The following is a 21,379-nucleotide window of genomic DNA, read 5'->3' on the forward strand; positions in this document are numbered from 1 at the left end:
TGATAAAGGAGAAGCAGGACAATGAAGGAAAATCAGCAGCGTATAAACAAAATGATGACCTACCGTTGGGTCGTATGGGGTGTACTGGCCCTGGCCTATATCATTGTTTTCTTTCACCGGCTGGCAATCGGAGTCGTTCGGGAGGATCTGGTAAATGCCTTTAATATTTCGGGTACCACCTTTGCCAATATCGGTTCAACCTATTTTTATGCCTATATGCTAATGCAAATTCCATCGGGAATTTTGGCTGATTCCCTCGGAGCCAGAAAAACCGTTACCCTTGGAACCCTTCTGGCGGGCCTGGGTTCTATTGTCTTTGGTCTGGCTCCCAATTTACCCATGGTTTTCCTGGGGCGTCTAATGGTGGGAATTGGGGTATCGGTTGTTTTTATAGCTATTCTAAAGGTTCAATCCCAATGGTTTAAAGAAAGTGAATTTGGCACCATGTCCGGCATTACCTCCTTCGTTGGCAATATGGGGGGAATTATTGCCCAAACCCCTTTAGCCCTGATGGTAGGTTATTTTACATGGCGCAGCACCTTTGCCGCCATTGGAATCGTCAGTATATTTTTAGCCGTTTTATGCTATTTGGTGGTAAGAAATACACCGGCAGAAATGGGGCTGCCCACCATTGAGGAAATTGAAGGGAAAACAAAGACGGGCCAGATGATGGAAAGGCCCCCGCTGGTGAAAGGGTTGATACAGGCCCTCACAAACTGGTATACCTGGCCTAGCTTCATTGTATTTACTGGATTTTTCGGTGCCTATGTGACCCTAACCGGTACCTGGGGCCAAAGCTATTTAGTGGAGGTATACGGCCTAGATCCCGGAGTAGCTCCCAATTACCTGAGTATGGCGGTATTGGGGATGGCCATCGGCAGTATTGCTATCGGTAAGCTGTCAGACAGCCTTCAAAAAAGAAAGCTGCCAATGATTTTATTTGGCGGAATCTATACCCTTTGCTGGGCCATTATTGTCTTTGCAGGTGGTGGTAAGCCGCCCCTGGGAATACTATATCCGTTATTTTTCATCCTTGGCTTTAGCTGCCCAGCCTTTGTAGTGGGGTGGGCCTGCGGGAAAGAAGTGAATCACCCAGCTATTGCAGGAATCAGTACATCCATTGTAAATATAGGAGGTTTTTTAGGAGGTGCCATTCTTCCGCCCCTTTTAGGTCGGGTCTTCGATACCTACAGCGGTCAGTTGGATCCGGTACAGTTGTATCAAAAAGCCTTTTTATATTGTTTTATCTTTGTTATTGTAGGTTATCTCTTTACCTTCACCGTTAAGGAAACCCGTTGTAAAAATATATACAAAGAGCTTGCTTAGATGAAGCACCCCTTGAGAAGGCTTAAGGGGTGTTTTTGTATATTAAAATAGGTATTCTATCAAGTTAATTGATAAAGGAGGCATTGATACTTAACGGTAATATAATTTTATCTTAATTGAAATATAAATATATTGTAAGCTATACAAATTACGACATAATTAATAGAAGATTTATGACAAAATAAAAAATGGTTGTGGTTGTATAATTACTATCTGGAGCAAACAGTATGAATAAGGGTGTAAAAAGGAAGGAAGGGTAGTGGATAATATGAAAAAAAGCAGCAGTTATTCTTTAATTTTAGTAATCATGATTTTAATCGGCAGTATTATGGGTGGTTGTAATTCTAATCGATATCAGGCTACAAAATATTTAAGCATGGTTCTTAACAATGACCCTCAGCAGCGATTGATTACCATTGGGAAATTTAAGGGAACCCTGAACAATTCCATTAAATTTGAAGAAGCGAAGATATTACAGGTTGAGATGAAGATTGAACAGGGCGATATTGAAATAACATTTTTTGATGTTAATGATCAGCCAATATTTGAGAAAACCCTGAGGGAAGGGGAATCGTATATAGATACATTTGAAGATGACTTTAAGGCAGGTACCTATGAGCTAAAGCTAAGCTCTAAAATGGCCCGTGAAGTAGAAATTAAATTGATTTTTAAAGAATAAACAAACTCTATGTTATTATTTTGCCAGAAATATATTTTGAGGAAAAGTATTCAGTGGCATTATTCTAGTTGAGGCCTTTTTCATTATTCCATATTTATCCATGATCTAAGGAACCTTTTTTTGGATTCATTCGTCTATCAAATAGGTTGACATATAAAAATATTTTTATTCCCGAAAGGTTTATAGGAACATTTGTTGAATATGTATTTAATGACATATACTAGGAGGGGATGAAATGTTACTAATAAAAAATGCAGAAATCTATACGATTGTGGGGGAAAGAATTGAGAAGGGAAATATTTTGGTGGCAGAGGGTAAAATTAAAGCCCTTGGCCCAAATGTAGAGGCACCTGAAGATGCTCGGATCATCGATGCCATGGGTAAACTGGTATTTCCTGGGATGATTGATGCCCACTGCCACTTGGGGATGTGGGAGGATGCCATAGGCTTTGAGGGGGCCGACGGCAATGAAATGGCTGATCCTGTAACACCTCAGCTTAGAGGAATTGATGGAATTAATCCTATGGATAGAACCTTTGAAGAAGCTTATCAGGGTGGTATTACAACCGTTGCCACAGGCCCAGGAAGTGCCAATGTTATTGGTGGTCAATTTGCTGCCATTAAAACCTACGGTAAACGAATTGATGACATGATAATTGATGAAAGTATTGCAATGAAGGTGGCCTTTGGTGAAAATCCAAAACGGGTTTATCATGAAAAGAAAAAGTCTCCCATGACAAGAATGGCAACGGCCGCCATTTTAAGGGAAACCCTAATGAAGGCCAAACGCTATCAGGAAAAAATTCAAGAGGCCAAGGGAGACTTAACAAAGTATCCTGGCTTTGATATGAAGTTGGAGGCAATGCTTCCTGTTTTAGAGGGGAAAATACCCTTAAAGGCCCATGCCCATCGAGCCGATGATATTTTTACATCCATAAGAATTGCCAAGGAATTTGGCCTGAAGCTAACCCTAGAGCATTGCACGGAGGGGCACTTAATTGTTGATGAGCTGGCAAAGGAAGGCTATCCTGCTGTGGTGGGGCCCAGCTTTGGTGAACGCTCAAAATTTGAATTGAAAAATAAAACCTTTGAAACCCCAGGTATTTTAAATAAAGCTGGAGTGAAAGTGGCAATCATGACAGATCATCCGGTTATTCCATTGCAGCACTTGCCAATGTGCGCCGCTTTGGCGGTGGGGGCCGGAATGGCCGAGGAGGAGGCCCTAAAGGCGATCACAATTTACCCGGCAGAAATTCTTGGTCTGGCAGATCGAATCGGCAGCCTTGAGATCGGTAAGGATGCTGATATTGTCATTTGGGATAAACACCCCTTTGATATTCAGGCTTCTGTAGAATATACCATTATCAACGGAGAGGTTGTTTATCAGAAATAGTACATGGGGAAAAGGAAGTGTAAAGGAGATCAATAATGGATACGATGCCTTGGAATTTTGTTCTATTGGGTTCTATACCAGAGGCAATATTAATTGTTACCTTAGGCTTGCATTTATTGGGGAAGGAGATTCCCCCTAAAAGAATCATACTGATCGGTATTCTTCAGGGGATTGCCTCTTATTTCATTAGAAAATACATGAGCTTTGGAATCCACATGCTATGTCAGGCCCTTACACTGGTTATTCTTACTTTAATTGTACTGAGGATTAGTATTCGAGCCAGCTTCTTTTCTTGTTTAATCGGTCTGGTGATTAACGCCCTGGTGGAAACACCCTATTCCCTGGTGGCTTTAAAGCTCACGGGTTGGTCAATTGGCGAAATTATGTCAAGAAGCTGGCTTAGAATTTTATACTTTACGCCTAAGCTGATGATCCTATTGGGAATTCTTTTTTTATTGAAGCGATATAACTTTACCCTTGAAGAGGAAATATCCTATATGAAAAGGGCGTCTAACTAATTTAAGTTTTTTAATTAAACAAATGTAATTTTCTTGCAAAATTCCTCTGTTGGGGTTATAATAATATTAAAAATAAATAAAAGATATCTATTCTTCAGGGCAGGGTGAAATTCCCGACCGGCGGTTAAAATCCGCGAGTCGATTGTTAAAATCGATTGAACTGGTGAAATTCCAGTATCGACAGTAAAGTCTGGATGGGAGAAGATTAGTTTTGTTTTAGTATGAAAACTATGTCTATTCAACACCTGAAGAAAATCCTTCGGGTGTTTTTTATGTGGTTTTCTCCTGACTACAAAATAAAGAAGAATAGGTGAGACAAGGAGGCAGCAGTATGCAAAAAGTAGAAGGAACCTATGGCATAACTAAGAATAAGCTATCAACCAGCAGTTTAGTTAAGATCTCAATTTTAGCGGTAATGGGCTACTTATTAATGGCGATGGATTTTCCCCTGCCCATTTTTCCGGGATTTTTGAAAATTGACCTAAGTGATGTTCCGGCCCTGGTAGGAGGCTTTGCCCTGGGACCAATGGCGGGTGTACTAATCCAACTGGTTAAGGTATTTCTACATTTTATCACAAAGACCCAAACCGGTGGTGTAGGAGAACTGGCAAACTTTATAATTGGTGTTTCCTATGTTTTGCCAGCCACTTTAATTTATCATTTGAAAAAAGATAAATTACATGCCCTAATGGGGGTTTTTGCAGGAACAGTGGCTATGTGTGCAGTGGGGGTACTGGCAAACCTGTATCTTTTAATTCCCTTTTATGCCAATTTTATGCCCTTTGAAGGGATTATCAGTATGGGTACAGCCGTTAATCGTCATATAGTAGACTTAAAAACCCTGGTGATCTACGGGATCACCCCCTTTAATCTCTTTAAAGGCCTGTTGATTGCCCTGGTGACATCATTAATCTATAAAAGAATCTCTCCCCTGCTAAGAAGGTAGGGTAAAAAAATCCGGTAGTGTTTAACCCTACTGGAATTTTTTTTGTCTACTTATGCTTTTCTGTTATGAGAAAATAAAATATACTAAAATAGTGTATAGTATGGATAGTATTATAATAAAGTTAAAAAATGACGATAAGTAGGTGTAGATGTAGTATGATCTGTAAAAAAATCTATAACGAAGAGGCCACAGCGGCAGTGGCGATAAGACTGGCTGAAATGGTGAATCCCGGAGACATCATTTGTCTATCGGGAGATTTAGGGGCTGGAAAAACCACTTTTACCCAATACTTTGCCAGGGGGCTTCAAATATCAGAGGCTGTTACCAGTCCTACCTTTACCATTATCCAGGAATATGATGGCAGGCTTCCATTGTATCATTTTGATGTTTATCGCATTAGCAATCCCTTTGAAATGGAAGATATCGGCTATGAGGAATATTTTTATGGCGATGGGGTGTGCATCATAGAATGGCCCACCCAAATTGAGCCTTTGCTTCCTGAAGACTATCTCTGGATTGATTTAACCGTAGTTGATGAATCAGAAAGAAATTTATGTGTAAGGGGAACCAATGATTATTATCAGAATATGATTGAGGAGTTGTTTAAGGAATGAAAATATTAGCGCTGGATTCATCCTCTATAGCCGCCTCTGTGGCGATATTGGAGGAAGAAAGGCTGTTGACAGAAATCGTAATTAATCATCAAAGAACCCATTCAGAAAAGCTGGTACCCATGATTAAGGCTGCCCTGGAACATTGCAGCCTGACGCCGTCAGATATTGATATCTTTACATCAACCCTGGGACCTGGCTCCTTCACGGGTTTACGAATTGGCCTTACTACCATTAAAGCCATGGCCCAGGCCCTTGATAAACCTGTAGTGGGTATTTCTACCCTTCAGGCCCTGGCCTACCAATTTCCCTTTTGCAGCAGTATGATATGCCCCATCATCGATGCACAGCGGGAATCGGTTTATACAGCCCTTTATAGGCGCCAGGAAGAAGGGCTGGTTCAGCTAATGGAACCAAGGGTTATTGAGATAAAGGAATTGGTGGAAATACTAAAGTCCTATCAAGAAGGAGTCTTATTTACAGGAGATGCCCAGGCTAAATTTAAAGGTACATTGGCTGATTCCCTTGGTCAGGCGGCTACCTTTGCACCAGAGCCCATGTCTATGATTAGGGCAGCAATGGTGGGTGAACTGGCCAGAATAAGGGCCAAGGAGGGAAAACTTCAGACTGCCAGTGAGCTGCTGCCAATATATATGAGGAAATCCCAGGCCGAAAAACAGTATGAAGAGAAAATGAAAGGACAGGTATCAGGATAAATGGAAGGGTTAATGATCAGGCCTATGGAATTAAGGGATATTAAGCAGGTGGCCGATATTGAAAATCGCTCCTTCCCTGTTCCCTGGAGCCGGGGGGCCTTTGAAAAGGAAATTAAAAAAAATCGTCTGGCCAAATATATCGTATTGGAACGGGAAAATCAATTACTGGCCTTTGGCGGAATGTGGTTGATTATTGATGAGGCCCATGTCACCAACATAGCAGTAGACCCCAATTATCGAGGATTAGGCCTAGGCAGGCAGCTGGTTCAGGGCATGATTCAAGGGGCAAGGGAGCTGGGTATGTTAAGGATGACCCTGGAGGTTAGGCGGTCTAATTTAGTGGCACAAAATTTATATCAATCCCTGGGTTTCGCCTGCTGTGGTGTAAGACCAGGCTATTATGAAGACAACGGTGAAGATGCTTTAATTATGTGGAAGGAGCTGACTGAATAAAAAAAGTCAGACCTTTTCTATTTATTTACGTATCAATAATAGAGCAAAAAAAGTTTAGTACCAGTCTAAGGAGGATTCAAGCGTGAAAAATAAAAAGAAGAAAATGATAGTTCTGTTAATTGCAGTAGTAGTTTTGGCGAGCCTTTCCTTTATGGCGGTTCGCTCATCAAAGGCATCCAATCAGGGTGTTTTTGCAGAGGTCATGACGGTTGAGAAGAAGGATATTGCTGTCAAGATACCGGCCACGGGTACCCTTGAAGAATTAGAGAAGGCATCCATTTTCTATGAGGGTACGGGAAAGGTTGCTGAAATTAAAGTAGAGGTTGGCCAATTTGTGAAGAAGGGTGAAATCCTGGCCAGCTTGGATGAATCTGAATTTGGCAATAAGCTTAACATTGCCAGTACCCAGCTTGAAATGGAACGCCTTAATCTTGCGAAGCTTGAAAAGTCCAGGAAGGAAGCAATGGAGAAGGCAAGAAAATCGTTAGAAAGTACTCAGCTGCAGCATGAAAGAAATATGGCCTTATTTGAAAGCGGAGGTCTTTCTCAGGCAGAGCTGGAAAAGAGCCAAGATGCCCTGGAGGAACTTCAAACTACATATCAGCAATATCAAAATAATGAGGATTCTTTATATTTTGAAATCCAGCATACCAAGAAGCAAATAGAAGTGTCTCAATTAAATATTGACGATTTAACCAAGGAGCAGACCCGCCTGGGAGGGATCATTACCAGCCCCATAGATGGTGTGATTACTGCCGTTAACATTGATAGAGGAACTGTTGTCAGCCCCACCTCACCATGCTTTGTGGTTTCAAATTTAGACCAGCTGGAAATTAAAATTAATGTAAACGAATATGATATTGCCAGGGTAGAGGTGGGACAGCAGGTGGAAATTGAAACAGATGCCCTGACGGGAACTGTTTTTGAAGGAACTGTAGAAAAAATTGCACCTGTAGCCAGTAAGTTGTCTACAGGACAAACCACTGAAACTGCTGTAGAGGTGACAATAAAGGTGATGGAAAGACACGAAATGCTGAAGCCAGGCTTTTCTGTCAAGACCAGAATCATCAGTGACAAAAGGGAAAATACCCTGGTGGTACCCTTTGATTCCATTCAAATCCAGCCCGATGGTAAAAAGCTAGTCTATATTGTTAAAGAAGATGGTACTGCTGCAGCCAAAGAGGTACAAACCGGAATTGAATCAGACTTTGAAGTAGAGATCACCCAGGGAATTGAAGCCGGGCAAACAATCATATTAAGGCCTGGTGCTTCTCTGAAGGATGGAGATAGAGTAATTATTCGATAGGAAAATAAAAGGATGGATTGCCATGAATTTACTGGAAAATATACGACTTGCCCTCAGCTCCATCAGAGCCAATAAAATGAGAACCTTTTTAACAATGCTTGGGATGATTATTGGTATTTCGGCTGTGGTTGCTATTTCTGTAATCGGAAATGGCGGAAAGTATCAAATACAAAAAAGTCTGGAGCAGTTTGGTACCAATCGATTGATGATTTATATGAATTGGAGCAATGAAGATTTAAGAAGAAGAGATTATCTGACGGATCGAGACCTGGAGGCCTTAAAATCCATTGAAGGAATTGAGGCAATGGCTCCCCTTTATGAGGAATATAACGAAATTGCTCTCAAGGATAAAAAACATGAAGTATTGCTCTATGGTGCCAATGCCGACAGTGAAATTATTAGTAATGTGGAGCTTCTAATGGGAAGATTCATTAATGAAGAAGATTTGAATCAATTTCGAAGGGCCATTGTTATTTCAGAAAAGGATGCCCGGGAGCTCTTCGGCCGATTAGATGTAATTGGCGAGGTGGTTACTTTAAAAACACCTCGAGGTGACCTGGATTTCCAGGTGGTGGGAATAAGCAGGCTGGAGGAAAGCCAGTTTACTGGAAGCGGCATGTATGGCAGTGTTTATGTCCCCATGACCACCATTATGCGCCACTATAATCTGGATGTATATTATGGTGTTAATTTAAAGGTAACGGACCGGCAGCAGATGGACCAAATCGGACAGCAGGTTGTGACTGTTCTAGAGCGAATTCATAATAATCAGGATATGTATACGGTCTACAATCTGGAAGAGGCTTTGGAAACCGTAGACAGTGTACTTAGTACCATTATCCTGGTGCTGGCATTAATTGCTGGTATAGCCCTGTTGGTAGGGGGCATTGGTATTATGAATATCATGCTGGTTACCGTAACAGAGCGAATCAGAGAAATAGGGGTCAAGAAGGCCATTGGAGCCAAGAAAAGGGTTATTCTTTCTCAATTTCTAACAGAATCGGCTTTGATTTCCCTGGCCGGGGGTCTGTTGGGAATTGCCTTCGGCTTCTTATTTGGCTTGGCTGCCTCTGTTTTATTGGATATGCCATTGCTGATCAGTGTCAAGGAAATTACAACCTCCAGTATTTTGGCCATATCAGTCGGTATCATATTTGGTGTTTACCCTGCAAACAGGGCTGCAAAGCTTGACCCAATCGAAGCTTTGCGGTATGAATAAGGAAAACAATAAAAAGGATGATTTTTCAATGATAATCTTTGAAATACTGAAGGTATCCCTTCAAAATATTTGGGTCAATAAAATGAGATCGTGCTTAACCATGCTGGGGCTGATAATTGGGATTACAGCTGTGGTGGTGATTACCACCCTGGGAAATGCCGCCAAGGCAGATATGACTAAGGCCTTCGGAGAGCAAAGTAAAGGAAAGCTCGCCATTAATGTCCGGTCAAACTCAGAGCAAACCGCCCTGTTAAGAGATTATTTTACAGAGGAGGATATAGGCTCCATCTCCAATTTAGATGATATCCAGGCGGCCTCCCCCGAGATTAGCATATATGTAGATATCAAATATCAGGGTAAAAGTTTAATGGTGGATCTGTATGGAGTGGACAATAATTATGATCAGGTACAAAGCGTTAATTTATTGAATGGCAGATTCATTTCACAAGAGGATATTCAGGGAAGAAGGAATGTAATCATTATAGATGAAAATGCCGCCACGGATCTTTTCGGCACCACCGATTGTCTGGGGGAGATTGTTACCGTCAACGCCGGCTATCGAACGGTGGAAATGATGATAATTGGCGTCGATAAATTGGCCGATTCAACCATTATGAAAATGACTAGGGGTAGTTATTTTTCTGGTTACATACCTATTAGCGTTGCCGAGCAAATGTTTTATATCGATCGCTACCCACGGGTTCTGGTACAGGCCAGGGAAGCCTTCGACGTCAATGAAGTGGGTACCAGGATTTTAAGCTTGATGGGAAGAAGAAACAAAAATCAAGAGGTATTAAGGGTTTATACTATGGAAAGTGATTTAAGTCAAATTGATTCCACCCTGGGAATACTTACTGGAATCATTTCAGGGATTGCCGGTATATCGCTGCTGGTGGGGGGCATTGGCATTATGAATATCATGCTGGTGTCAGTAACGGAGCGTACCCGTGAAATTGGTATTCGAAAGGCCATTGGCGCTAAGCCTGCTGTTATTTTACTTCAATTTCTATTTGAAGCGGTTACCCTTTCGGTTTTAGGCGGCTTCATTGGGTTGACCCTGGGCGGGGGAATTGGGATGTTAATCGTTAAGCTGTTAAATCTACCCTTTATTATCTCCAGCAACGCCATCTTACTTGCCTTTATCTTTTCTGTGCTGGTGGGGGTTTTCTTTGGGGTATATCCGGCTAAGAAGGCATCAAAGCTTGATCCAATAGAGGCCCTGCGTTACGAATAAAGGAAAAGGGAGCGATAAAATGATTCAAATAGAAAATCTTAATAAAACCTATCAAAATGGAAGTATATCTGTTCAGGCATTAAAAAATGTCAATTTGACCATTGGTAAAGGTGAATTTGTGGGAATCATGGGGCCTTCTGGTTCTGGAAAGTCTACCTTCATGAACGTATTGGGCTGTCTCGATCGTGCCTCCTCGGGAGTCTATATTTTAGATGGCAAGGCCATTAAAGACATCTCTGACAATGAATTGGCAGAAATACGAAATGAAAAAATAGGCTTTGTATTTCAATCCTTTAACCTGTTACCCAGAACCTCGGCTTACAAAAATGTCGAGCTGCCCATGATCTATAATAAATTATCTAGGCAGGAAAGGCATCGAAGAACCATTGAGGCCTTAAAGTGGGTTGGCCTGGAGGGGCGTATGGATCATAAGCCTAATGAACTGTCTGGGGGTCAAAGACAAAGGGTTGCCATCGCCAGGGCCTTGGTCAATCAGCCGGCAATTATACTTGCCGATGAGCCCACCGGGAACCTTGACTCTAAATCAGGTGACGAGGTAATGGAGATCTTTAAAAAGCTGAACCGAGACGGGGCAACTATCGTTTTGGTTACCCACGAACCGGAAATCGCCCAGCAGACCAAGCGGATTGTTACCTTTCGGGATGGAGAAATTGTATCTGACCAAATGGTTGAAAAAGTATTATAATTAAATTAGCCCTGAAAAGACAGGGAAATTTGATGGCTTGGAAAAGAGGTGGTGAGGGGCTATGTCTGATTGGGATGTAATACAGCAGATTTTAAAGGGTGAAAGCCAATGCTACTCGGAAATTGTTAGCCGATACAAAGGAGCAATTTATTCCCTATGCTACCGAATGACCCAGAATAAACAGGAGGCCGAGGATCTATCACAGGAAACCTTTATTAAAGCCTATCAAAATCTCAAAAAATATAATCCAAAATACAAATTTTCATCCTGGATTTTAAAAATTGCCACCAACACCACCATCGACCACCTGAGGAAAAGAAGGCCAGAAACCCTTTTACTGGAGGAAGAGCTCCAGTCAAAGCAGGAAGGGGCCAGTGCTGAAGTGGTATTCTTTCATCATCAAAACAAAAAGCTGATTGAGGAGGCAATTCAAAAGCTTCCGGCAGATTATCGGATTTTAGTCATTTTATACCATCATCATGGCCTGAGTTATCAGGACATAGCAGATATTCTCAAGCTTCCGATGTCTAAGGTGAAAAACCGTCTTCATAGAGGAAGAAATTTATTAAAGGAACAGCTTAAAGGAATAAAAGAGGAGGGGGCCCAATGGACTGCAAGACAAGTTCAAATTTAATGATGAGTTATATGGACCAGACCATTTCCAAAGAGGAATGGAAAAATCTTCAACAGCATTTGGCCACCTGTGAAAGCTGCCGGGAGGAGTTTGATCTTCTTGGTCAACTAAATGAAATGCTTGATGATCTTGAGCTTCTTGAACCCAATGAAGGATTTGAAGAAAGGGTTATGACATCCATTGACCCAAATCAATATGTTGAATCGAAATGGAAGCTGATTGGTTATAAGGAGCTTTTCTTCAGTATAGGTATTTATTATACCTTTTTACTGGGTATTCAGGGGGTAGATCACTTTTCCTTAGGCTTGTTCACCATTATGGAACGGATTCTATTATTTAGTGAGCTTGTTCAGAAGCTGGTTGTGGGAGCCTTTGCCCTATTGGTCCTTTATCCTAGAAATCTGCTTAAAACCCTAATAGGCTATTTATCCCAGGGTAAGACTTCATTACTACTAATTTATGGTTTAGGCTTCGCAACGATGATGCTTTTGATGTTTATTATTCAGGGAACCCTATATAGAATACTGACAACAAGGGAGGATGGTCGAAATGAGTAGATATCGAAAATTATTCCTCCTAACGCTGATGATAATGATTATGTCTGCTTCCCTTGTGACGGCAGTTAATCAAAGAGGTGACCTAACCAGCTTTTTTAGAACCATCAATGTGAGTGAAGACACCTTGATAAATGGTAATGTCGTAGCTATATTTGGTGACATTTATATTCATGGCGAAGTGACGGGGAATGTGGCTTCAATCTTTGGTAAAACTTATATTGATGGTATAGTCGCCGGGGATACGGTTTCTATTTTTGGAGGTATAACCATAGCACATACTGGAATAGTCTATGGAGATGCAACGGCCATTTTGGGCCATGGAATTGAAAACAGAGGCATAATTAGACAAGAAGAGATCAGTATATTGGGGATTATCCCCAAACATGTCTCTATCCTTAGAATGATTTTTCTACTGATTTTCTTTAGTATTTTGGCTAAGCAATTTTTTGCCCTGGTAATTTCCGTCATTACCGTATTGATTTTTGGTGAGCGATTTGATCGAATGGCAGCAGGGGCGCAACAGGAAGTCGGAAAAAAACTGTTGGTTGGCTTATTAGTGTACTTTGGGGCCTTAATCGGGTTTTCTATATTAATTATGACTGTGATTGGTGCCCCCGTTGCCCTGTTGTTGATACCGGTTGTCTTGATTCTAGGCTTTTTAGGGAATACTACCATTAAGGTGACAATAGGAAGAAAAATGGCATCACATTTTAATAAAAGCTGGAGCCTTTTAATGGAGCTGTTGGCAGGAACTCTGGTGTTTTTACTGCTGGAGGCTACAATTGTGGGTCATCTGATTACCTTTGCTTTAAAACTAATTGGTATTGGAGAGCTGCTAGACAGCCGTTTTGGAGATGAGATCAAAAAGGACTTAATTTAAGGGGAGGATAATTATGTCCAAAAAACAATATCTAGTATGGCCCATTATTATCATTGTGCTGATGTTAACAGGTTTGTTTAGCTTTAGTGTCCAAGGCCAACCAGGCCGTCCGGTCAATATCGCTGGCGGGGAAGTCGTTGAAGGGGATTATATTAAAGGTGCTAATCGGGTAGTTAACGAGGGAAACATTAAAGGTGATTTCATTGTTGCAGCCCAGGAGGTCACCCAATCCGGAACCATAGAAGGTGATTTTATTGGCGCTGTTAATCACGCTTTAATCGACGGAGAAGTAAAGGGGAATATACGCAGTATTGTACAAAGTATAGGAGTTCAGGGAGAAGTCAATAAAAATGCTTCTGTATTGGCTTCACACTTTACCCTGGAAGAGGAAGGAGCCATCGACGGCAGCCTATATGCCTTTGTCAACTATTTAAATATTAAAGGTACCGTTGGTGGTGATATCAGGGGGGCAGCCGGCACCGTTATTATCACCGGAAGGATTAAAGGCGATGTCGTGCTTCGTGCCGATAAGCTTTATCTAGAGCCCAATGCCATAATCGAGGGGGATTTGATCTATACCAGCTCAAGTCCTCAGGAAATCGATCCCAGCAGCGTAAAGGGAATAATTGAATATCGGCCAGCAGATGAAAAGCGGCTTCAGTTAAACAAGTCGGTTTTTTTGAGGACCCTATTTCTAATCAGCTATCTTTTAGTTGGACTGCTGTTTTTAAGGCTTTTTCAAGGGCCTGCTGGGAGGTCAGCTGCCTTCTTAAATGAAAAACCGCTGTTGGCCCTGGGAATAGGTCTTGTCCTATTGGTAATGGTACCAGTAATATCTTTTCTGTTATTAATTTCAATCATTGGAATACCCATTGCGATTCTGGCAATGGCCCTTTACGGAATTTTGATATATCTGGCTAAAATTCCTGTTGAATTGTGGCTGGGAAAAAAGATTTTAAGACAGGATGATCGCCCCTACCTATCCTTTATCATCGGAAGCCTGCTGATTGCTTCCTTAAGGTTTATTCCATATTTGGGCTGGTTGATCACCCTTGGTATAATTGGCTTGGGAATTGGCTTGAAATCTATGATGATAAAAACCTATTACTCAAGCTCTAAAGAGCTATAAACACAAAACCATTAATCGTCATGTTCATCCTTTTTAAAGCAGAGAGCCTTCTGCTTTATTTTTTTGAAAAAAGTTAGTTAAATTGAACAATTATGATTTAAATCACAGTAATTAATCTAAAAAAAGATAAACTAAAGTTAAGAACAAATGGAAAGGAGGCAATCTTTTGGGCATACTAAACTTAAGGAAGAGCATTTACGATTTAACAAAGGAACATCCAGATTTAATTGAGATAATGGTTTCTCTCGGCTTCAAAGATATAGCCAATCCAGTGGTTAGAAAAACCGCCGGAAAAATTATGACCTTGGAAAAAGGGGCTGCCATGAAGGGAATACCACTAAAGACGGTACTTAATCGCTTGAAGGAAGAAGGCTACGAAATTATATCAGATGGAGAGGATGTGGAAGTATGAGTGAATTAATTAATAACAGACAAGAGCGGAAGAAGATCCTGAAGGGGTTAATTCAAGAGCTTCATGATGGGGCTGGGGTGGAAGATGTAAAGGAACGCTTCGGCCAATTGATTAAACATGTTGGCCCCAGGGAAATTGCAGAAATAGAAGAGGCTCTGATTCAAGAGGGACTTGAGACCAGTGAAATAAAACGTTTATGTGATGTACACGTGGCTGTGTTTAAAGAAAGCCTTGATGAAGGGCCCCAGGCCGAAACCATACCGGGCCACCCCGTATATACCTTTAGGCAGGAGAATCGTGCCATAGAGAAGGTAATTGATCTTCAGCTTTTACCAGCATTAGATCAATTAAAGGATGAAAAGGCTCTGGATAAGGAAAATCTATTGACCATTAGAGATGCCCTGGGCCAATTGGCTGATGTTGATAAGCACTATAGCCGAAAGGAAAACCTATTGTTCCCCTATCTGGAAAAGTACAAGTTTACCGGTCCAACCTCAGTTATGTGGGGGATTGATGATGATATTAGAAGAAGCTTGAAGGAATTAATAGAAATTACGAAAAAAGCCCTTCATACCATGGAAATTGATATTTCCGATTTCGTCGAAAAGGCGGAGGATTTAACATCAGCCCTTCAGTCAATGATTTATAAAGAAGAAAACATTCTGTTCCCTACAGCGCTGGAGCTTTTAACTGAGATGGAATGGGGAAGTATTTTGGAGGAAAGTATAGAAATTGGGTATTGTCTGATCGAGCCCGAAGGAAATTGGAAGCCTAATCCCAAGGCTGAGAAGGCCAAGGAGGAAATAGCAGAAAGTAAAGCGCCAAGCGGATATTTAAGGTTTAATACAGGTATATTAAAGCTGGAAGAGGTCAGTGCAATATTTAATCACTTACCCTTTGACATTACCTACGTCGATAAGGATAACATTGTAAAATTCTTTTCAGAAGGTAAGGATCGAATTTTCACCAGAACCAAGGCGATTATTGGAAGAAGGGTAGAAAATTGCCATCCGCCGGCCAGTGTTCATGTGGTGGAGCAAATCGTGAAGGATTTTCAAGAGGGCGTAAAGGATCATGTGGACTTTTGGATTCAAATGAAGGGAATGTTCATCTATATTCAATATTTCGCTGTGAGGGATCAGGATGGAAACTTTATGGGAACCCTGGAGGTCACCCAAAATATTGCACCCCTGAGGAATCTTCAAGGAGAGAAGCGATTGCTTGAATCGTAATTAGTTATCAAGAAGATCAAGGTAAGGCCCCTAATATGCTGGCCAATGGCTGTCAATAGGGGCCTTAAGGGTTAATGATTGTTTTGATTCTTTCTATCGGATCCTTGATTAGCTGCTGCCTCAGGAGATTGAATTGCCACCGACAAAATAGCCAGGTCAGTTGGTGTGACGGCCTCCAGCATACCATCTGACATGATGTTAATATCATTATTTACGGTTTTTGATTTGTCAACCCTCCGCTTAACACGTCGATGCTTCATATTATCAACTCCTTTAGTTATATTATTTTCCCTTGGGGAACTAAAAAAACAGCTTAATTCCTTGAAAGAAATGAAGAATTACCCAACGGGCTTAATTAAATGCTATAATATAGAGAGCAAAAAAGAGAAGGAGCGAATGAGGAATGACAGTTGAGGAAAAGTCAAAAGATATTATTACCCTTGCGATAGAAACCAGTTGTGATGAAACCTCGGTAAGTGTGCTTAAAAACGGAAGAGAAGTACTATCAAATATTATTGCAACTCAAATTGAACAGCATAAAAAATTCGGTGGGGTTGTTCCAGAGGTAGCTTCAAGGAAGCATATAGAAAGTATTAATGATGTTATCGAAGCTGCTTTATCTGAGGCCCAAATAACCTTTAGTCAGATTACCCATGTAGGGGTAACTTATGGGCCGGGCTTGGTGGGTGCCCTGTTGGTAGGCCTCTCGGCGGCTAAAGCCATCGCCCTGGCCCGTCAGCTGCCCTTAAATGGCGTCAATCATATAGAAGGGCACATTTACGCGAATTTTATTCAACATCCTGAGTTACAGCCTCCCTTTATGGCCTTAATCGTATCGGGGGGACATACCCATTTAGTCTATATGAAGGATTATGGCAGCTACGAAATACTGGGCAGAACCCGTGACGATGCCTCCGGGGAGGCCTTTGACAAGGTGGCCAGGGCCCTTGGATTAAATTATCCTGGCGGGCCGGAAATAGATCGGCTGGCCCGCCAGGGAAACCCAGAGGCCATTAAGTTTCCCAAGGCCTATTTGGAAGATGGAAGCTACGATTTTAGCTTTAGCGGACTTAAATCAGCCGTGTTAAATTATTTAAACAGCCAGAGAATGAAGGGTCAAGAAATTAATATTGCCGATGTGGCCGCCAGCTTTCAACAGGCAGTCATTGAAATATTAACTGAAAAGACAATAGCCTGTGGTTTGGAAAAAGGTGTAAAAAAGATCGTACTGGCCGGTGGGGTGGCTGCCAACAGTGCCTTAAGAACCATGTTGAAGCAGGCCTGTGAAGCCAATCAGATGGAATTGTACTATCCTGACCTGAAGCTTTGCACCGACAATGCTGCCATGATTGGTTGTGTGGCCTATTATGATTACATTTCAGGGCATCGATCAGATCTGACCTTAAATGCCATTCCCAACCTGAAAATTGGTGAGCGCCACTAGGGTGTGTCTGAAAACCCACTCAAGGGCATCTTTCACCGCTTTTTTATCCCACGCAGCGTTGCTTTTCCTTGACGTACCCCTGGTATGCCTTCAAAAAAGCGCCTTGCAACAAAAATTCAGTGAAATCTGCACCCTTCGGAGTATTCAGACACACCCTAGTTACCCATGGTAATTAAATCCCAACTCAAGTTCAGTGGTAATTGTTGTATTTACTAGATTATATTGCTGGTATAAATGCATTTTCCCCCTATGATATAATCGTGTTGAAGCAAGAATGAAAAGGGGGGAAAAGCACGGTGGAAAGGTTGTCATGGATGAAAAAGGTAGATACTGACATGAGTAGAAGGGACTTGCTGGAATTAATCGATCATATGCATGGAGTAATTGATGCTTTGTTGGCAGAAAATAAAGAAAAAAGTATATTGATCCAAAAATTGAAGGGCGCTGCCAACGAATAGCGGGGTTTTGTACCGAATACATACTATATGATAAAGATAAGCAATTATATCATCTAAAGCATACTTATGTAATTTTAGTTATGTAAATAAATACTCCACGGAATTCAAGCCGATGGAGTATTTTTATTAACATATAATTAACATACTGTACACATGGACAGGGGCAGTAAAATGTGAATAATGTGGATTAATATTGAATCAAACCTATATGCCCAAGAAAGTTATGTGGATAAAGTTGTGGAATCTGTGGATACAATGTGGATAGCTGTGGATATTATTCAAACAAGTTCCTCCTTGCTAACAAAATCGAAGGGACTTCAACAAATTGTGTTTACATAAAATTAAGAAATAAAGGTGCATATTGTAGAAAGAAAGAAAAAGTCATCATTTTTTCTGTCAATCAATATTAAGCCATCCTGTGGATATTTCCTTAGGATGGCTATGGTAAGGCTTTAAAGGGTTTTAGGATTTTGATGAGGCAGTAAATTATTCCTTTTTAATGCATTGATAATTGTTACTGATGACATGGCTGCTATCAACACTTTAATCAGATCAAAAATTATGAAGGGTGCAACCCCTGACAAAAAGGCCGCCTGCCAGCTAAGGCCGGTTACGATCTTTAACTGAATTAAACCTACGGTATAAACCAGCCACAGGCCCAGAAACATTCCCCAAAATGCACCCTTAAAATGCTGGTATTTTTCCATCGTATAGCCAACTAGAGCGGCAGCAAAGGGGTAAGCAATTAAATAGCCCCCGGTGGGGCCTACTATCACCCCGATTCCACCAAGCATTTGAGCAAATATGGGGGCTCCGACGGCACCTAATAATAAGTAGATAATTTGGGAAAGGGCGCCCAATTTATACCCCAAAATTCCGCCAGCCAAAAAAACACCTAAAATTTGCATTGCAAAGGGAACTGGAGAAAAGGGCAGGGGTATGGAAATTTGAGCCAATACTGCCGTGATGGTTGTAAACATGGCTGTGAGTAGCATATTTCGTGGAGAAAGCTTCATTAAATCACTCCTTTTCGTTAACCTTATTTTATAGATTGGTTAACAAAAACAGTGTAATCCTTTTAGGATGAGATGTCAATAGCCATTTCCCATTCCTGGTATAATATATCCAGCTTTTCCCGATTAGATGCTGTTTTCTGCTGAACCTCTTTGCTTTTTTCAGGGTTGGAATAAACTTCTTCTAAACACATAAGGGCCTCCAGATTAGACAATTCCTCCTCTAAGGCCATAATTTCCTCCTCAAGCTCCTGTCTTCGTTTATTCTGTTCCCGCTGTTTTATCCTTTCCTCCCGCTCTCTTCTTTTCTCCTCTTTTATCTGGGTTTTAGTTTTTTCTTCGTAAACTGGGTTTTCCATTTCCATAAGCTGTTCCCGCCTCTTATAGAGGTAGTAATCATAATTTCCCAAAAATAATTCTGAACCCAAGGCATCCAAAGAAACAATTTTAGTAGCAACCCGATTTAGAAAATACCGGTCATGGGAGATAACCAACAAAGTCCCTTCATAATTGATTAAGGCTTCCTCAAGAACCTCCTTTGAGAGGATGTCCAGGTGGTTCGTCGGCTCATCCAGCAACAGAAAATTTGCCTTTGATAAAAGCAGCTTTAAAAGAGATAATCTGGCCCGTTCACCTCCGCTTAAGGAAGAGACCAATTTAAATACATCATCATTTTGAAATAGAAAGGCCCCTAGAAGGGTACGAATTTCTGTTTCAGTTTTAAGGGGGTGTTCATCCCATATTTCATCAATTACTGTTTTATGTCCATGAAGTTCTTTTTGCTCCTGATCGTAATAGGCGGGAAAGACCTGGTGGCCAATATGAATTTCTCCCTCATTTACAGGGATTTCACCTAAAATCATTTTCATAAGGGTTGATTTTCCAATTCCATTGGGACCAATCAGGGCTACCTTTTCACCACGATAAATGGGAAAGCCTACATTTTTAAATAGTGCTGTATCACCAAAGGCTTTACCGACACCCTCGAGCTTCAATACATCATTTCCACTTTTAATTTCAGCTTCAAAGTGAATTTTAGCACGCTTTTGATAGAGCTGAGGCTGATCCAAACGTTCGATTTTATCAAGCATTTTTTCCCGGCTTTTGGCTCGATTCATTAACTTTTCAGTGCCATGCTGACGCAGTCGTCTGATGATATCCTCCTGGCGTTCAATTTCACGCTGCTGACTCTGATAATTCCTTAGCTGCTGCTCCTGTAGAATCCTTTTCTTGTTAATATAGCTCGAAAAATTACCATTAAAGCTTGTCATTCGACGATTTTCAATTTCCAGTATCCTTGTGACTACCTGATCAAGAAAAAAGCGGTCATGGGAAATCATCAGTACTGTTCCTTCATAGTCCCTTAAAAATCCCTCAAGCCATTCTACCGCTTCAATATCCAGATGATTGGTAGGTTCGTCAAGCATTAAAATAGAAGGCTTTGTTAAAAGCAGCTTAGCCAGAGATAGCCGCGTCTTTTCCCCACCACTCAATGTACTGACAGGCTGGTTGAATTCTTCCTCCTTAAAGCCAAGCCCCTTTAATACTCCCTTTACTTCACTGCGAAAGCCATAGCCGTTGTTTTTTTCAAAGGCCTCTGTCATGGCTCCGTAGCTTTCCATCAGGGCCGTCAGGTCAGGATGATCAGCAGCATGATGGCTTAATTCGGCAATACGATTTTCCAGACCTCGTAAGTTAGCTTCCATTTCCATCAGGTGGGCAAAGGGAAGCAGAGCTTCCTCATATACGCAATTGGTTTCGGTCATTTCATTAGATTGATCCAAATAGCCCAGGGTAGTAGACTTGGCAATGAATAAATCCCCCTCATCGTAGGAAAGCTCTTTGCATAATATTTTAAAAAGAGTTGATTTACCTGCCCCATTAACACCTACTAAACCGACCTTTTCTTGATTTTGTATACTAAATGTGATATCCTCTAAAATTAAATCGATACCAAAGTATTTTGTTAAATGATTACATGATAAAATAATCATCATTATTCCTCCAATCGTTGTGCTCTATAATATTCTAACAAAAAATTATACTGTAAGAAAGAACCTTGTCAGCAATGGATGCTGGCAGGCGGTTTAATCAAAATAATAGATTGTTAAAAATTAATTTATAGATTTTTCAGATTTCTTGTTGCTTTTTAAATCAAAATAGCTTAAAATAGAAGCATTCTCAATTGTAAATTGAACTTCTAATGATTTCAGATTTTTACCTGTCCGTAAATGAACCTGCTAGACAAATCAGATGGCAAAGAGAATAGTCCTTCGTTAGATTTGCAGGGTGGTTTCGTTTAACCATCCTAATTTTCGTTGCGGCATTACAGGAAAGCTAAATATGTAACATTGTTTATTTTATAACCAATGAAAACGATGGCAAAACCTTGTAGTTTTCCCAACATATGCCCATTTCCAGGAAATCGTACAAAAATTTTCTTTTCAAATAATGAGGCTAAAAGCCTGGGTTTAACATGCTTTAAATGACTTCACTGATTGACATTTATTTAA

The 21,379-nt window shown here is 40.9% G+C and carries 23 protein-coding genes and 1 riboswitch; of the genes, 20 read left to right on the forward strand and 3 right to left on the reverse strand.

Features of this window, described 5'->3' with window-relative positions:
• The first annotated feature begins 21 nt into the window (after positions 1 to 21).
• The 18 genes from ACYQ1I_RS08455 (at position 22) to ACYQ1I_RS08540 (ending at position 15,951) form a co-directional block, all read left to right on the forward strand.
• A complete protein-coding gene (locus ACYQ1I_RS08455; protein WP_459764271.1) occupies positions 22 to 1,326 on the forward strand; it encodes an MFS transporter in 1,305 nt (434 codons plus the stop codon).
• A gap of 259 nt (positions 1,327 to 1,585) precedes the next feature.
• Positions 1,586 to 2,005: a hypothetical protein gene (locus ACYQ1I_RS08460; RefSeq protein WP_459764272.1), complete on the forward strand. Its 420-nt coding sequence runs from the start codon at positions 1,586 to 1,588 to the stop codon at positions 2,003 to 2,005.
• 235 nt (positions 2,006 to 2,240) lie between these two features.
• Positions 2,241 to 3,398, forward strand: coding sequence for an amidohydrolase (locus ACYQ1I_RS08465; RefSeq protein WP_459764274.1), 1,158 nt, complete (start codon positions 2,241 to 2,243; stop codon positions 3,396 to 3,398).
• Between the two features lie 35 nt (positions 3,399 to 3,433).
• Positions 3,434 to 3,916, forward strand: a complete 483-nt coding sequence (locus ACYQ1I_RS08470) for a hypothetical protein (RefSeq protein WP_459764276.1) — start codon at positions 3,434 to 3,436, stop codon at positions 3,914 to 3,916.
• 86 nt (positions 3,917 to 4,002) lie between these two features.
• Positions 4,003 to 4,126, forward strand: a riboswitch (FMN riboswitch).
• 121 nt (positions 4,127 to 4,247) lie between these two features.
• Positions 4,248 to 4,862, forward strand: a complete 615-nt coding sequence (locus tag ACYQ1I_RS08475; RefSeq protein ID WP_459764278.1) for an ECF transporter S component — start codon at positions 4,248 to 4,250, stop codon at positions 4,860 to 4,862.
• Between the two features lie 155 nt (positions 4,863 to 5,017).
• Positions 5,018 to 5,476, forward strand: a complete 459-nt coding sequence (tsaE, locus tag ACYQ1I_RS08480; RefSeq protein WP_459764280.1) for a tRNA (adenosine(37)-N6)-threonylcarbamoyltransferase complex ATPase subunit type 1 TsaE — start codon at positions 5,018 to 5,020, stop codon at positions 5,474 to 5,476.
• Complete coding sequence (gene tsaB, locus ACYQ1I_RS08485; RefSeq protein ID WP_459764282.1) at positions 5,473 to 6,189, forward strand: tRNA (adenosine(37)-N6)-threonylcarbamoyltransferase complex dimerization subunit type 1 TsaB; 717 nt, start codon at positions 5,473 to 5,475, stop codon at positions 6,187 to 6,189. The genes tsaE and tsaB overlap by 4 nt, the downstream gene beginning before the upstream one ends.
• Positions 6,190 to 6,642, forward strand: a complete 453-nt coding sequence (gene rimI, locus ACYQ1I_RS08490; protein WP_459764284.1) for a ribosomal protein S18-alanine N-acetyltransferase — start codon at positions 6,190 to 6,192, stop codon at positions 6,640 to 6,642.
• A gap of 82 nt (positions 6,643 to 6,724) precedes the next feature.
• On the forward strand, positions 6,725 to 7,948 hold the full coding sequence (locus ACYQ1I_RS08495) for an efflux RND transporter periplasmic adaptor subunit (RefSeq protein WP_459764286.1): 1,224 nt from the start codon (positions 6,725 to 6,727) through the stop codon (positions 7,946 to 7,948).
• A 22-nt stretch (positions 7,949 to 7,970) separates the two neighbouring features.
• The gene (locus tag ACYQ1I_RS08500) at positions 7,971 to 9,167 is read left to right on the forward strand and encodes an ABC transporter permease (protein WP_459764288.1); all 1,197 of its coding nucleotides are present in this window, start codon (positions 7,971 to 7,973) and stop codon (positions 9,165 to 9,167) included.
• Positions 9,106 to 10,401: an ABC transporter permease gene (locus tag ACYQ1I_RS08505; protein ID WP_459764290.1), complete on the forward strand. Its 1,296-nt coding sequence runs from the start codon at positions 9,106 to 9,108 to the stop codon at positions 10,399 to 10,401. Before ACYQ1I_RS08500 ends, ACYQ1I_RS08505 begins: the two co-directional genes overlap by 62 nt.
• Positions 10,402 to 10,420: 19 nt before the next feature.
• Positions 10,421 to 11,107 carry an ABC transporter ATP-binding protein gene (locus ACYQ1I_RS08510; RefSeq protein WP_459764292.1) on the forward strand — a complete coding sequence of 229 codons (687 nt, stop codon included), beginning with the start codon at positions 10,421 to 10,423 and terminating at the stop codon, positions 11,105 to 11,107.
• Positions 11,108 to 11,168: 61 nt separating this feature from the next.
• Entirely contained in the window at positions 11,169 to 11,741 is a 573-nt protein-coding gene (locus ACYQ1I_RS08515) for an RNA polymerase sigma factor (RefSeq protein ID WP_459764294.1), read from the forward strand.
• On the forward strand, positions 11,714 to 12,298 hold the full coding sequence (locus ACYQ1I_RS08520) for an anti-sigma factor family protein (protein WP_459764296.1): 585 nt from the start codon (positions 11,714 to 11,716) through the stop codon (positions 12,296 to 12,298). Before ACYQ1I_RS08515 ends, ACYQ1I_RS08520 begins: the two co-directional genes overlap by 28 nt.
• The gene (locus ACYQ1I_RS08525; protein ID WP_459764298.1) at positions 12,291 to 13,178 is read left to right on the forward strand and encodes a DUF8173 domain-containing protein; all 888 of its coding nucleotides are present in this window, start codon (positions 12,291 to 12,293) and stop codon (positions 13,176 to 13,178) included. Before ACYQ1I_RS08520 ends, ACYQ1I_RS08525 begins: the two co-directional genes overlap by 8 nt.
• 13 nt (positions 13,179 to 13,191) lie before the next feature.
• A complete protein-coding gene (locus ACYQ1I_RS08530; RefSeq protein WP_459764300.1) occupies positions 13,192 to 14,307 on the forward strand; it encodes a bactofilin family protein in 1,116 nt (371 codons plus the stop codon).
• A gap of 166 nt (positions 14,308 to 14,473) precedes the next feature.
• A complete protein-coding gene (locus ACYQ1I_RS08535) occupies positions 14,474 to 14,719 on the forward strand; it encodes a DUF1858 domain-containing protein (protein ID WP_459764302.1) in 246 nt (81 codons plus the stop codon).
• Positions 14,716 to 15,951 (forward strand): DUF438 domain-containing protein, encoded by a 1,236-nt coding sequence (locus tag ACYQ1I_RS08540; protein ID WP_459764304.1) that lies wholly within the window; start codon positions 14,716 to 14,718, stop codon positions 15,949 to 15,951. The genes ACYQ1I_RS08535 and ACYQ1I_RS08540 overlap by 4 nt, the downstream gene beginning before the upstream one ends.
• Before the next feature lie 71 nt (positions 15,952 to 16,022).
• Here ACYQ1I_RS08540 and ACYQ1I_RS08545 read toward each other — a convergent pair whose 3' ends face one another.
• The gene (locus tag ACYQ1I_RS08545; RefSeq protein WP_459764306.1) at positions 16,023 to 16,211 is read right to left on the reverse strand and encodes a hypothetical protein; all 189 of its coding nucleotides are present in this window, start codon (positions 16,209 to 16,211) and stop codon (positions 16,023 to 16,025) included.
• Between the two features lie 143 nt (positions 16,212 to 16,354).
• Here ACYQ1I_RS08545 and tsaD point away from each other — a divergent pair, with 143 nt between their 5' ends.
• A complete protein-coding gene (tsaD, locus tag ACYQ1I_RS08550) occupies positions 16,355 to 17,395 on the forward strand; it encodes a tRNA (adenosine(37)-N6)-threonylcarbamoyltransferase complex transferase subunit TsaD (RefSeq protein ID WP_459764308.1) in 1,041 nt (346 codons plus the stop codon).
• A 296-nt stretch (positions 17,396 to 17,691) separates the two neighbouring features.
• Positions 17,692 to 17,853: a hypothetical protein gene (locus ACYQ1I_RS08555; RefSeq protein WP_459764310.1), complete on the forward strand. Its 162-nt coding sequence runs from the start codon at positions 17,692 to 17,694 to the stop codon at positions 17,851 to 17,853.
• A gap of 452 nt (positions 17,854 to 18,305) precedes the next feature.
• On the opposite strand, the gene ACYQ1I_RS08560 is transcribed toward ACYQ1I_RS08555, so the two are convergent.
• Together ACYQ1I_RS08560 and ACYQ1I_RS08565 are read right to left on the reverse strand one after the other, a co-directional pair.
• Entirely contained in the window at positions 18,306 to 18,869 is a 564-nt protein-coding gene (locus ACYQ1I_RS08560) for a biotin transporter BioY (protein ID WP_459764312.1), read from the reverse strand.
• Positions 18,870 to 18,931: 62 nt separating this feature from the next.
• Entirely contained in the window at positions 18,932 to 20,860 is a 1,929-nt protein-coding gene (locus ACYQ1I_RS08565; protein WP_459764314.1) for an ABC-F family ATP-binding cassette domain-containing protein, read from the reverse strand.
• Positions 20,861 to 21,379: the final 519 nt, after the last annotated feature.

Source organism: Alkaliphilus crotonatoxidans (genome assembly GCF_054658015.1).